The 12,284-nt window shown below is 53.5% G+C and carries 12 protein-coding genes; 6 read left to right on the forward strand and 6 right to left on the reverse strand.

Annotated elements, in window-relative coordinates; all coding sequences use genetic code 11:
* Nucleotides 1-21 precede the first annotated feature (21 nt).
* From accC to acuI, 6 genes are all read right to left on the reverse strand, one after another.
* Complete coding sequence (gene accC / locus V6E55_RS10205; protein WP_023333644.1) at nt 22-1,371, reverse strand: acetyl-CoA carboxylase biotin carboxylase subunit; 1,350 nt, start codon at nt 1,369-1,371, stop codon at nt 22-24.
* 10 nt (nt 1,372-1,381) lie between these two features.
* Nucleotides 1,382-1,843 (reverse strand): acetyl-CoA carboxylase biotin carboxyl carrier protein, encoded by a 462-nt coding sequence (gene accB / locus V6E55_RS10210; RefSeq protein ID WP_014171866.1) that lies wholly within the window; start codon nt 1,841-1,843, stop codon nt 1,382-1,384.
* 21 nt (nt 1,844-1,864) lie between these two features.
* Nucleotides 1,865-2,317, reverse strand: a complete 453-nt coding sequence (aroQ, locus tag V6E55_RS10215; RefSeq protein WP_236919848.1) for a type II 3-dehydroquinate dehydratase — start codon at nt 2,315-2,317, stop codon at nt 1,865-1,867.
* 234 nt (nt 2,318-2,551) lie between these two features.
* Nucleotides 2,552-3,151, reverse strand: coding sequence for a protein-methionine-sulfoxide reductase heme-binding subunit MsrQ (gene msrQ, locus V6E55_RS10220; protein ID WP_129994869.1), 600 nt, complete (start codon nt 3,149-3,151; stop codon nt 2,552-2,554).
* On the reverse strand, nt 3,152-4,153 hold the full coding sequence (gene msrP / locus V6E55_RS10225; protein WP_129994870.1) for a protein-methionine-sulfoxide reductase catalytic subunit MsrP: 1,002 nt from the start codon (nt 4,151-4,153) through the stop codon (nt 3,152-3,154).
* 77 nt (nt 4,154-4,230) lie between these two features.
* Nucleotides 4,231-5,205 carry an acrylyl-CoA reductase (NADPH) gene (acuI, locus tag V6E55_RS10230; protein ID WP_114978879.1) on the reverse strand — a complete coding sequence of 325 codons (975 nt, stop codon included), beginning with the start codon at nt 5,203-5,205 and terminating at the stop codon, nt 4,231-4,233.
* Between the two features lie 182 nt (nt 5,206-5,387).
* Between acuI and csrD the strand changes: the two genes are divergently transcribed.
* The 6 genes from csrD (at nt 5,388) to rng (ending at nt 12,282) form a co-directional block, all read left to right on the forward strand.
* Entirely contained in the window at nt 5,388-7,328 is a 1,941-nt protein-coding gene (gene csrD / locus V6E55_RS10235; RefSeq protein ID WP_316942753.1) for an RNase E specificity factor CsrD, read from the forward strand.
* 282 nt (nt 7,329-7,610) lie between these two features.
* Nucleotides 7,611-8,654 (forward strand): rod shape-determining protein MreB, encoded by a 1,044-nt coding sequence (gene mreB / locus V6E55_RS10240; protein WP_000913396.1) that lies wholly within the window; start codon nt 7,611-7,613, stop codon nt 8,652-8,654.
* 61 nt (nt 8,655-8,715) lie between these two features.
* Nucleotides 8,716-9,732: a rod shape-determining protein MreC gene (gene mreC, locus V6E55_RS10245; RefSeq protein WP_023309400.1), complete on the forward strand. Its 1,017-nt coding sequence runs from the start codon at nt 8,716-8,718 to the stop codon at nt 9,730-9,732.
* Nucleotides 9,732-10,220, forward strand: coding sequence for a rod shape-determining protein MreD (gene mreD / locus V6E55_RS10250; protein ID WP_028016994.1), 489 nt, complete (start codon nt 9,732-9,734; stop codon nt 10,218-10,220). The genes mreC and mreD overlap by 1 nt, the downstream gene beginning before the upstream one ends.
* 9 nt (nt 10,221-10,229) lie before the next feature.
* Complete coding sequence (locus tag V6E55_RS10255) at nt 10,230-10,823, forward strand: Maf family protein (protein WP_129994873.1); 594 nt, start codon at nt 10,230-10,232, stop codon at nt 10,821-10,823.
* Entirely contained in the window at nt 10,813-12,282 is a 1,470-nt protein-coding gene (rng, locus tag V6E55_RS10260; protein ID WP_114978877.1) for a ribonuclease G, read from the forward strand. Before V6E55_RS10255 ends, rng begins: the two co-directional genes overlap by 11 nt.
* Nucleotides 12,283-12,284: the final 2 nt, after the last annotated feature.

Raw genomic sequence — 12,284 nt, forward strand, 5'->3', positions numbered from 1 at the left:
CCTTTTCGCAAAGATGCTGTATTACTTCTCGTTCAGACCGAGTTTCTTCTCCAGATAGTGGATGTTGGTTCCACCATTCTGGAAATGCTCGTCGCTCATAATACGCATCTGCAGATCAACGTTGGTTTTGATACCGTCGATGATCAGCTCCTGCAGGGCATTTTTCATGCGGGCAATCGCCACGTCACGGTTTTCGCCGTAGCAGATAAGCTTGCCGATCATTGAGTCATAGTACGGCGGTACGGTGTAACCGGCGTAGATATGAGACTCCCAACGCACACCAAAGCCACCCGGAGCGTGGAAACGCGTGATTTTACCCGGGCTTGGCAGGAAGGTGTTCGGGTCTTCGGCGTTGATACGGCATTCTACCGCATGGCCTTTCACCACAACTTCTTCCTGCTTGATGGACAGCGGCTGGCCTGCAGCGATACGCAGCTGTTCTTTGATCAGGTCAACGCCGGTGATCATTTCGGTAACCGGGTGTTCAACCTGAATACGGGTGTTCATTTCAATGAAGTAGAACTCGCCGTTTTCGAACAGGAACTCGAAGGTACCTGCACCGCGATAGCCGATATCGACACACGCTTTGGAGCAACGCTCGCCGATGTAGCGACGCAGTTCCGGGGTAATACCCGGTGCTGGTGCTTCTTCGACCACTTTCTGGTGACGACGCTGCATGGAGCAGTCACGTTCTGCCAGATAGATTGCGTTACCCTGACCGTCAGCCAGCACCTGAATTTCGATGTGGCGTGGGTTTTCCAGGTATTTTTCCATGTACACCATGTCGTTGCTGAAAGCGGCTTTCGCTTCAGCTTTGGTCATGGAGATGGACTGTGCCAGTTCGGCATCGCTGCGCACAACGCGCATACCGCGACCGCCGCCGCCGCCAGACGCCTTGATGATCACCGGGTAGCCAATGCGTTTAGCATGCGCACGGTTAGCATCCATGTCGTCGGTCAGAGGGCCGTCAGAGCCTGGTACGGTTGGTACGCCAGCTTTTTTCATCGCGGTGATGGCAGACACTTTGTCGCCCATCAGGCGGATGGTGTCAGCTTTCGGGCCGATGAAGATAAAGCCAGAGCGTTCAACCTGCTCAGCAAAGTTGGCGTTCTCAGAGAGGAAGCCGTAACCCGGATGAATTGCCACCGCGCCGGTGATTTCAGCGGCGCTGATGATAGCCGGGATATTCAGATAGCTTTTTACGGACGGAGCCGGGCCAATACAGACCGTCTCATCCGCCAGCAATACGTGTTTTAAATCGCGATCCGCGCTTGAGTGCACAGCGACAGTCTTGATGCCCAGTTCTTTACAGGCACGAAGAATACGCAGTGCGATCTCGCCGCGGTTGGCGATAACAATTTTATCCAGCATGTTCGCCTCGTTACTCGATGACGACCAGCGGCTCGTCAAATTCAACCGGCTGACCACTTTCGACCAGAATCGCTTTCACAGTACCTGATTTGTCTGCTTCGATCTGGTTCATCATTTTCATCGCTTCAACGATGCACAGGGTATCGCCTGCGTTGACTTTCTGACCCACTTCGATGAACGCCTTCGCGTCCGGGCTCGGGGTGCGGTAGAAAGTACCAACCATTGGGGAACGTACGATGTGACCACTGATTTCTGCAGCAGCGGCAGGTGCGGCTTCAGCGGCTGGCGCAACGGCTGCGGAAAGCGCAGGCTGCTGCACTGGCGCAGCATAAGCTTGCTGCATTACCGGGAAGCTAGCGGCGGGTGCTGCACGACTGATGCGTACAGACTCTTCGCCTTCAGAAATTTCCAGTTCGGAGATGCCTGATTCTTCAACCAGCTCGATCAGTTTTTTAATCTTACGAATATCCATGAGTGGGTTCCGTACTCTTGTTTAGTGTGATTGTGACAAGCGTTTTACCGCTGTCTGTAAAGCGTATGAATAGCCGTCAGCGCCCAGTCCGCAGATAACGCCAGCAGCGATATCTGACAGATACGAATGGTGGCGGAACGGCTCTCGGGCGTGCACGTTACTCAGGTGGATCTCGATAAACGGGATATTCACCGCGAGCAGTGCGTCGCGGATAGCAACACTGGTGTGCGTAAACGCGGCCGGATTGATCAGGATATAGTCCACATTGTCTTTAGCCTGATGAATACGGTCGATGAGTGCGTACTCCGCGTTTGACTGAAAATGATCCAAATCCACATTGAGCGACGCGGCTTCCGTTCCCAGACGGTTAACAATTTCACCCAATGTTAGCGTGCCGTACTTCTCCGGCTCGCGGGTACCGAGCATGTTCAGGTTCGGTCCGTTTAAAACTAAGATATGGAATTTATCAGCCATTGTGCTGCTATCTCCTGCGATTTTCCGGTAAAAAACAAAATATACCTTCGAAACGCAATTGTCACCTTTTCAGAGGCCTAAACCCGCTGTCGGGTGAACCAAAGTCGCACATTATAACGATTTCGTAGCATTTGGCAGCTAAATACTGGTCTTATCAGGGAAGATTATCAACCGCTATCCGAAAAAGATTAGCGGTTGACAGGTAATCTGCGGGAAAACGCACAGTTTCGCGAACTATCGCAACCACTGACGGAACTTCTTATAACGCCATGCTAAAAGCGCAACGGCCACCAGCGCATAAAGGATTGGCTGCGGCGAGAGGATCTTCACCGACCATAGATAATGAATGGGGGCGAGGATCGCGACAAGATAGACGAAGTTGTGCAGCAGTTGCCAGCGTCTGCCCAGTTTACGCTGCGCATATTGCGTGGATGTTAGCGCTAATGCCAGTAAAACCAGCCAGCTAACGATACCCAGTGTCAGATAAGGACGCGTCACCAGTTCACGGCCAAGCAGTGTCAGATTGTTAATTCCCAGCTCCAGCAGGGCGTAGCTGGTGAGATGCAGCGTCGCCCAGGCAAAACACCATAGCCCCAAAAGCCGACGAGTTCGTATCAATAATGGCTGTTTAGCGTAGCGCGCCAGCGGCGAGACGAGCAAGGTCGCCAGCAAAAATTTCAGAGCCATCCTACCCGTAAAGTGCTGGATATCCTTCGCCGGGTCTGCGCTAAAGAATCCCTGGCTGGCGGCCCAGAACAGCCAGATAAAAGGAAGCAACCCGGCCAGGTGGAGCAGCACTTTCAGCCAGGTTATCTGCTTTGCTGTTAAACGCACTCAGAAGTTCTCCCGTAAATTGAGACCACGGTAAAGTGAAGCCACTTCATCCGCATAACCGTTAAACAGCAGCGTCGGCTGGCGCTTCACGTCCAGCGCACCGCCGGAACCAATAAAACGCTCAGTTGCCTGCGACCAGCGTGGATGATCCACATGCGGATTCACATTGGCGAAGAAACCGTATTCGCCCGGGGCGGCCAGATTCCAGGTGGTTGGCGGACGTTCGCGGGTGAGCTTAATGCTGACAATAGATTTAATCCCTTTGAAACCATATTTCCACGGTACGGTTAAACGAATGGGGGCACCGTTTTGCGGTGGAAGCGCTTTGCCGTAAACACCAACGGTCAGCAGGGTAAGCGGATGCATTGCTTCGTCGAGGCGTAACCCTTCGACATAAGGATACTCAAGCCCACCGCCGATGAACCGGTCTTTCTGCCCAGGCATCTCGTCAGGAGCATAACGCGTCTGGAAAGCGACATATTTTGCATTGCTGGTGGGCTCCGCCATTGCCAGCAGCTTATGCAGCGGGAAGCCAACCCACGGCACTACCATCGACCAGGCTTCCACACACCGCATGCGGTAGATACGTTCTTCGAGCGGGAAGCGGGTGGTGAGATCGTGATGGTCCAGCGTCAGGGGTTTTGCCACTTCACCGTCAATTTTCAGTGTCCACGGATCGGTTTTGAGGCTTCCTGCGTTGGCGGCAGGATCGGCCTTGTCGAGGCCGAATTCGTAGAAGTTGTTATAGCCGGTGACTTTATCTTCCGGTGTGAGCGTCAGCGTGTTTTGCCACTGGGCCGGTTTGGTAAAGGTGAGTGGAGCACCAGAAGGGGCTTTCGGCCTGTCGTTGCCTTTAAACCAGTCGAGCAGGTCGGCGTGTGCCGTTGGGGAAAGTGTCAGGGCTGTGGCGCTGATGCCAAGCATTTTCAGGATCTGGCGGCGTTGTAACATAAAGACAGATTCAGACGTTACGTCGGCTTCCGTCAGTTTTCTGGTTTTCATGGCATCCTCCGTCATGCGTTTTTCTAAGCATGACGGAGGAGAAGGATTCGCGCGAATATGTCACGAAAATTTGAAGATTAGGCAATTTTCACCAGCGCGCGACCGTGGAACTGGTTATCCATGATCTTACTGGCATATTCCGGTGCCTGGCTGAGGCTAATTTCCGTTGCGCTTTGGGTATAGAAGGATTCTGGCAGATCGCGCACCAGTCGTTCCCAGGCTTCATGACGACGGGCCGCTGGCGTCATCACGGAATCGACACCCTGCAGACGAACGTTACGCAAAATAAATGGCATCACCGTTGTTGGCAGGGCAAATCCCCCCGCCAGTCCGCAGGCTGCCACGCAGCCACCGTAGTTCATCTGCGCCAGCACTTTCGCCAGCACTTTGTCACCGACGGTGTCCACTGCACCTGCCCAGACCTGTTTTTCCAGTGGGCGGGTTTCGGCAAACTCGTCGCGGCTAAGTATGCGGTCAGCGCCGAGTTTGCGCAGGTAATCGTGGGTGCTTTCACGACCCGAAACCGCGGCGACTTGATAACCCAGTTTGTGCAGCAGCGTGACTGCTGTACTACCCACACCACCGCTGGCACCGGTCACGACAATTTCACCCGATTCCGGGCGGATGCCCGCATCTTCCAGCGCCATCACGCACAGCATGGCGGTAAAGCCTGCTGTGCCAATGATCATTGCTTTGCGGCCATCCATCCCCTTCGGCATGGGGACCAGCCAGTCCCCCTTAACACGCGCCTGCGTGGCCAGCCCACCCCAGTGATTTTCACCCACACCCCAGCCAGTGAGTAGTACCTGCTGGCCTGGATGGAAGCGCGGATCCTCGCTGGTATGAACCCGGCCAGCAAAATCAATACCGGGCACCATAGGGAAATTTCGGATGATTTTCCCTTTGCCGGTGATAGCCAGTGCATCTTTATAATTTAAACTGGACCAGTCGATGTCGACGGTGACTTCGCCTTCCGGCAAGCGAGTCTCTTCAACGGTTTGCACTGAGGCAAGCGTTTTGCCGTCCTGCTGTTCTAAGATCAAAGCCTGCATATGGGGTCCCCACGACTCAGATGATTGGAAAATAATTTCTGAAGACTATACTCGCTCAGGGAAAAGCAATGTCGATTTAACGCAATAAATTGCCAGTTACAGCCGATTTGATAGTATGCCGCATTTGAAATGCAAGTTAGCGCTTACTCGCTACCCCATCAACCTACGGAGTAATCTCAAGGATGCGATTAACGACGAAGTTCTCAGCTTTTATCACCTTGCTGACGGGGCTTACCATTTTTGTCACGCTACTTGGCTGCTCTCTTAGCTTTTATAACGCCATTCAGGGCAAACTGGTCAACCGGGTCCAGGCGGTTGCTTCGGTGATTGATGCCCGTCTGCTGACGACGCCGCTGCCAGAACTTTCTCGCGAACTGGATGAGTTGATGGCACCTGTTGATATTGTTCAGATCGACATCCAGCAGGGAAAGCATCGGGTTTTTAGTCATATACGTCACGATAGTTATCGGCCTGCAGGTGCGGTGAGTCAGTATCGGGAAGTGACGGTACACTCACTTAAAAATCCTGGGATGACCCTGCACATGGTCTACCTTGATCCGATGGCCAGTTACTTCCGCTCCATGATGACCACTGCGCCACTCACCATTGCTGTTGCGTTTATCGTCCTGCTTATTTTTCTTGCTGTTCGCTGGCTGCGACGCCAGCTCTCCGGGCAGGAGCTGCTGGAGGTTCGCTCTGTGCGGATCCTTAACGGTGAACGCGGCCCCCAGGTGCGCGGTTCCGTCCATGAATGGCCTTCACGCGCCAGTAGCGCGCTGGATACGTTGCTCTCAGAAATCCAGTTCGCCAGTGACCAGCGCAGCCGTATGGATACGCTGATCCGCTCCTATGCTGCGCAGGATAATAAAACCGGCCTTAACAACCGCCTGTTCTTTGACAACCAACTGGCCACATTGCTTGAGGATCCGGAAAAGGTGGGGACGCACGGGGTGGTAATGATGATTCGCCTGCCTGATTTTGATCTCCTTCGCGACACATGGGGACAACGGGTTGCGGAAGAAAATCTCTTTACGCTGATCAACCTGCTCTCCACCTTTATTATGCGCTACCCGGGGGCGCTACTGGCCCGCTATCACCGCAGCGACTTTGCCGTATTGTTGCCTCATCGTACGTTGAAGGAATCGGAAAGCATCGCCAGTCAGTTGCTGAAGGCGGTGGATGCGCTGCCGCAGAGCAAAATGCTCGACAGGGACGATATGGTGCATATGGGGATCTGTGCCTGGCGCGGCGGGCAATCAACAGAACAAGTGATGGAACACGCGGAAGCGGCCACCCGCAACGCCGTGTTACAAGGGGCGAACGGGTGGGCGGTTTATGACGACTCGCTACCGGAAAAAGGGCGTGGCAATGTGCGCTGGCGAACCCTGATAGAACAGATGCTAAGTCGCGGGGGGCCACGTATTTATCAAAAACCTGCAGTCATGAAAAACGGTCATGTTCATCATCGTGAATTGATGTGCCGTATTTTTGACGGCACGGAAGAAGTTATTTCTGCGGAATACCTGCCGATGGTGCTGCAGTTTGGGCTCTCCGAAGAGTATGACCGCCAGCAAATTAGCCGTTTGATTCCGTTTTTATCCTTCTGGCCAGAAGAAACCCTGGCGTTACAGGTCACCGTAGAGTCGTTAATACGCCCGCGTTTTCAGCGCTGGCTGCGTGATACATTAATGCAATGCGAAAAATCGCAACGCAAACATATTATTTTTGAACTTGCAGAGGCAGATGTTGGTCAACACATCAGCCGGTTGCGACCGGTGGTACGTTTGATCAATGCGCTCGGCGCGCGTGTAGCCGTTACGCATGCCGGGCTGACGCTGGTCAGTACTAACTGGATCAAAGAGCTGGATGTAGAGTTATTAAAGTTACATCCGGGGTTGGTAAGGAATATTGAGAAGCGTACGGAAAACCAGCTGCTGGTACAGAGTCTGGTTGAAGCGTGCAAGGGAACGCGAACGCAAGTATTTGCCACAGGTGTGCGCTCCAGAGGTGAATGGCAGATGTTAACAGAGCGCGGTGTGATGGGTGGTCAGGGGGATTTTTTTGCCGCCTCTCAGCCGCTTGACACCAACGTGAAAAAATATTTGCAAAGATACTCTGTTTGACCTGCCGTTTACGCTGTTTTCACGTAGAATATCGCGCCTGTAGCTTTGAGTATGTCGAGCAAAAAGCCAGTGAACGACCTTTAACGGGTTACAAACGTCAGTGGGGAACGCTACTGTTTACTCAGCCCTGAGGGAGTCAGGGGATGATTTTGTAACATCAGGAAACGTACTGCACAAATTTTCACCGTTGCAGATGATTTTTGCGCCTTGTCGCTGCTGCGTGTGGTTGGTAAAGTAAGCGGATTTTGTTTTCCGCCCCAGCTTTCAGGATTATCCCTTAGTATGTTGAAAAAATTTCGTGGCATGTTTTCCAATGACCTGTCCATTGACCTGGGTACCGCGAATACCCTTATTTATGTAAAAGGACAAGGCATCGTATTGAATGAGCCTTCTGTTGTGGCCATTCGTCAGGATCGTGCAGGCTCGCCGAAAAGCGTTGCTGCAGTGGGTCATGACGCGAAGCAGATGCTGGGTCGTACCCCTGGCAACATCGCCGCAATTCGCCCAATGAAAGACGGCGTTATCGCTGACTTCTTCGTGACTGAAAAAATGCTTCAGCACTTCATTAAGCAAGTTCACAGCAACAGCTTCATGCGCCCAAGCCCGCGTGTTCTGGTGTGTGTGCCGGTTGGCGCAACCCAGGTTGAGCGTCGCGCAATCCGTGAATCTGCTCAGGGTGCAGGTGCTCGTGAAGTATTCCTGATTGAAGAGCCAATGGCTGCGGCAATTGGTGCAGGTCTGCCTGTGTCTGAAGCAACGGGTTCTATGGTGGTGGATATCGGTGGTGGTACCACTGAAGTCGCCGTTATCTCTCTGAACGGTGTGGTTTACTCCTCTTCCGTGCGTATTGGTGGCGACCGCTTCGACGAAGCCATCATTAATTACGTTCGCCGTAACTACGGCTCTCTGATCGGTGAAGCCACTGCAGAGCGTATCAAACACGAAATCGGCTCTGCGTATCCGGGCGATGAAGTGCGTGAGATTGAAGTACGCGGCCGTAACCTGGCTGAAGGTGTTCCACGTGGTTTCACCCTGAACTCCAACGAAATTCTGGAAGCACTGCAGGAACCGCTGACCGGCATCGTAAGCGCGGTAATGGTTGCGCTGGAACAGTGCCCGCCAGAACTGGCGTCCGATATCTCCGAGCGCGGTATGGTTCTGACCGGTGGTGGTGCGCTGCTGCGTAACCTCGACCGCCTGTTAATGGAAGAGACAGGTATTCCTGTCGTAGTTGCAGAAGATCCACTGACTTGCGTCGCCCGTGGTGGTGGCAAGGCGCTGGAAATGATCGACATGCACGGCGGCGACTTGTTCAGCGAAGAGTAGTCATTGTGAAAGGGTAGCGTATCGCTACCCTTTCTCTCTGACACGAGAATACGCATAGCCTATGAAGCCAATTTTTAGCCGTGGCCCATCGCTACAGTTTCGCCTCATTCTGGCGGTTCTGGTGGCGCTTGGGGTCATTATTGCCGATAGCCGCCTCGGTACGTTCAGTCAGATCAGAACGTACATGGATACCGCCGTCAGTCCTTTCTACTTTGTATCAAATGGTCCCCGCGAACTACTCGACTCCGTTTCTCAAACGCTGTCTTCGCGCGACCAACTCGAACTCGAAAACCGGGCATTACGTCAGGAACTGTTGCTGAAAAACAGCGAACTGCTGATGCTGGGGCAATATAAGCAGGAAAATGCGCGTCTGCGTGAACTGCTCGGCTCACCGCTGCGTCAGGATGAGCAGAAGATGGTGACGCAGGTGATCTCCACCGTAAACGACCCTTACAGCGATCAGGTTGTGATCGACAAAGGTAGCGTAAACGGTGTGTATGAAGGTCAGCCTGTCATCAGTGATAAAGGCGTTGTGGGCCAGGTTGTTGCCGTGGCCAAACTGACCAGCCGCGTTCTGCTGATTTGCGATGCTACCCATGCGCTGCCGATTCAGGTCCTGCGTAACGACATTCGCGTGATCGCCGCCGGTAACGGTTGTACGGATGATCTGCAACTGGAACACCTGCCAGCGAACACGGATATCCGTGTCGGTGACGTACTGGTGACCTCCGGTCTGGGTGGACGTTTCCCGGAAGGCTATCCGGTTGCGGTGGTCTCTTCGGTGAAACTCGATACTCAGCGTGCCTATACCGTGATTCAGGCGCGTCCAACCGCAGGTTTACAGCGTCTGCGCTATCTGCTGCTGCTGTGGGGAGCCGATCGTAATGGTGCTAACCCGATGACACCTGAAGAGGTGCATCGTGTGGCGAATGAGCGTCTGATGCAGATGATGCCGCAGGTTCTCCCGCCTGCAGATTCCATGGGGCCGCCTGCGCCAGTCCCGGCGCCAGCAACAGGGTTAACGCAGCCGCTGCCGGATGCGCCACCACCGCCTAAACTCTCTTCGGGAGGGCAGTAGTGGCAAGTTATCGTAGCCAGGGACGCTGGGTCATCTGGCTCTCGTTTCTCATTGCGCTGTTACTGCAGGTTATGCCCTGGCCGGATGACATTCTTGTTTTCCGGCCAAACTGGGTGTTACTCATTTTGCTCTACTGGATCCTTGCCCTGCCGCATCGCGTAAATGTCGGCACAGGTTTTGTGATGGGTGCCATACTGGATCTCATTAGTGGCTCTACGCTTGGCGTGCGCGCGTTGTCCATGAGCATTATTGCGTACCTCGTCGCACTTAAATTCCAGCTCTTTCGTAACCTCGCGCTCTGGCAACAGGCCCTGGTAGTGATGTTGTTGTCGCTTGCTGCGGATATCGTTGTTTTCTGGGCAGAGTTTTTAGTGATCAACGTCTCTTTCCGACCGGAAGTGTTCTGGAGTAGTGTAGTAAACGGTGTGCTCTGGCCGTGGTTATTCCTGCTGATGCGTAAGATTCGCCAGCAGTTTGCCGTGCAATAAAAGGTTTCTATGACGTCTTTGTATCTCGCTTCTGGCTCCCCGCGCCGTCAGGAACTCCTGACGCTGTTAGGGGTATCTTTTGAATGCATCGTGACCGGCATTGAAGAAAAACGTGCTGAGGGCGAAAGTGCTCAACAGTACGTGTCTCGCCTTGCGCGCGAGAAAGCGCAGGCTGGCGTAGCCAGTGTGCCACGTGACCTTCCGGTGCTGGGGGCAGATACCATCGTTATTCTTAACGGTGAAGTGCTTGAGAAACCGCGCGACGCCGATCATGCGGCGCGTATGCTGCGCAAAATGTCCGGACAAACGCATCAGGTGATGACGGCCGTCGCACTGGCAGACAGCCAGAACGTGCTGGATTGCCTGGTCGTGACGGATGTGACATTCAGAGTGCTTACCGACGACGAGATCACCGCTTACATTGCCAGCGGTGAACCGATGGATAAGGCAGGTGCATACGGTATTCAGGGGCTGGGTGGCTGTTTTGTCAGGAAGATTAATGGCAGCTATCACGCCGTAGTCGGCTTACCGCTGGTGGAAACGTATGAGTTGCTGAGCAATTTTAACTCACTGCGTGAGGGAAGGGATAATTATGACGGCTGAATTGTTGGTAAACGTAACGCCATCGGAAACCCGTGTGGCCTACATTGATGGTGGCATTCTTCAGGAAATTCATATTGAGCGTGAAGCGCGACGCGGAATAGTAGGCAATATCTACAAAGGTCGTGTCAGTCGTGTACTACCGGGTATGCAGGCGGCTTTTGTAGATATTGGACTGGATAAGGCGGCATTTTTACATGCCTCCGATATCATGCCGCACACCGAGTGCGTTGCAGGTGAAGAGCAAAAGCAATTTGCCGTCCGCGATATTTCTGAACTGGTGCGTCAGGGGCAGGATCTGATGGTGCAGGTGGTTAAAGATCCCCTCGGCACCAAAGGTGCTCGTCTGACGACCGACATCACTTTACCTTCCCGTTATCTGGTCTTTATGCCAGGTGCGTCGCACGTGGGCGTTTCACAGCGTATTGAGAGCGAAAGCGAACGTGAGCGTCTGAAGAAAGTGGTCAGCGCTTACTGTGATGAGCAGGGTGGGTTTATTATCCGTACCGCCGCGGAAGGGATCAGCGAAGAAGACCTGGCGTCTGATGCGGCTTACCTGAAGCGTGTCTGGACCAAAGTGATGGAGCGTAAAAAACGCAACCAGACCCGCTACCAGCTCTATGGTGAGCTGGCACTTGCTCAACGTGTTCTGCGTGACTTTGCCGATGCACAGCTTGACCGCATTCGCGTGGATTCCCGTCTGACGTATGAAGCCCTGCTGGAATTTACTGCTGAATACATCCCTGAGATGCCTGGCCTGCTGGAGCATTACTCAGGGCGTCAGCCGATCTTCGATCTCTATGATGTCGAAAACGAGATCCAGCGTGCGCTGGAGCGCAAGGTTGAACTGAAGTCTGGCGGGTATTTGATCATCGATCAGACCGAAGCGATGACCACCGTTGATATCAATACCGGCGCGTTTGTTGGTCACCGCAATCTGGATGACACTATCTTCAATACCAACATTGAAGCCACACAGGCGATTGCGCGCCAGCTTCGTCTGCGCAACCTCGGCGGCATTATCATCATCGACTTTATCGATATGAGTAATGAAGACCATCGCCGCCGCGTGCTGCACTCGCTGGAGCAGGCGCTGAGTAAAGATCGCGTGAAAACCAGCATCAACGGTTTCTCACAGCTCGGGCTGGTGGAAATGACGCGTAAGCGTACCCGTGAAAGTGTTGAACATGTGTTGTGTAATGAATGCCCAACCTGCCATGGCCGCGGAACGGTAAAGACGGTTGAGACTGTCTGCTACGAAATCATGCGTGAAGTCGTGCGTGTTCACCATGCCTACGACTCCGATCGTTTTCTGGTCTATGCTTCCCCTGCGGTGGCTGAAGCGTTGAAAGGCGAAGAGTCGCACGCGCTGGCGGAAGTGGAAATCTTTGTCGGCAAACAGGTAAAAGTACAAATTGAACCGCTCTATAACCAGGAGCAGTTTGACGTCGTGATGATGTAAGA

It is taken from the genome of Enterobacter sp. 342 (assembly GCF_036663495.1).
Lineage (GTDB): Bacteria > Pseudomonadota > Gammaproteobacteria > Enterobacterales > Enterobacteriaceae > Enterobacter.

Bases quoted from the DNA above. Each gene is read 5' to 3' on its own strand.
- aroQ (WP_236919848.1), bottom strand. From the start codon at position 2,317: ATGGCTGATAAATTCCATATCTTAGTTTTAAACGGACCGAACCTGAAC.
- rng (WP_114978877.1), top strand. From the start codon at position 10,813: ATGACGGCTGAATTGTTGGTAAACGTAACGCCATCGGAAACCCGTGTG.
- V6E55_RS10255 (WP_129994873.1), top strand. From the start codon at position 10,230: ATGACGTCTTTGTATCTCGCTTCTGGCTCCCCGCGCCGTCAGGAACTC.
- mreB (WP_000913396.1), top strand. From the start codon at position 7,611: ATGTTGAAAAAATTTCGTGGCATGTTTTCCAATGACCTGTCCATTGAC.
- accC (WP_023333644.1), bottom strand. From the start codon at position 1,371: ATGCTGGATAAAATTGTTATCGCCAACCGCGGCGAGATCGCACTGCGT.
- accB (WP_014171866.1), bottom strand. From the start codon at position 1,843: ATGGATATTCGTAAGATTAAAAAACTGATCGAGCTGGTTGAAGAATCA.
- csrD (WP_316942753.1), top strand. From the start codon at position 5,388: ATGCGATTAACGACGAAGTTCTCAGCTTTTATCACCTTGCTGACGGGG.
- mreC (WP_023309400.1), top strand. From the start codon at position 8,716: ATGAAGCCAATTTTTAGCCGTGGCCCATCGCTACAGTTTCGCCTCATT.
- msrP (WP_129994870.1), bottom strand. From the start codon at position 4,153: ATGAAAACCAGAAAACTGACGGAAGCCGACGTAACGTCTGAATCTGTC.
- acuI (WP_114978879.1), bottom strand. From the start codon at position 5,205: ATGCAGGCTTTGATCTTAGAACAGCAGGACGGCAAAACGCTTGCCTCA.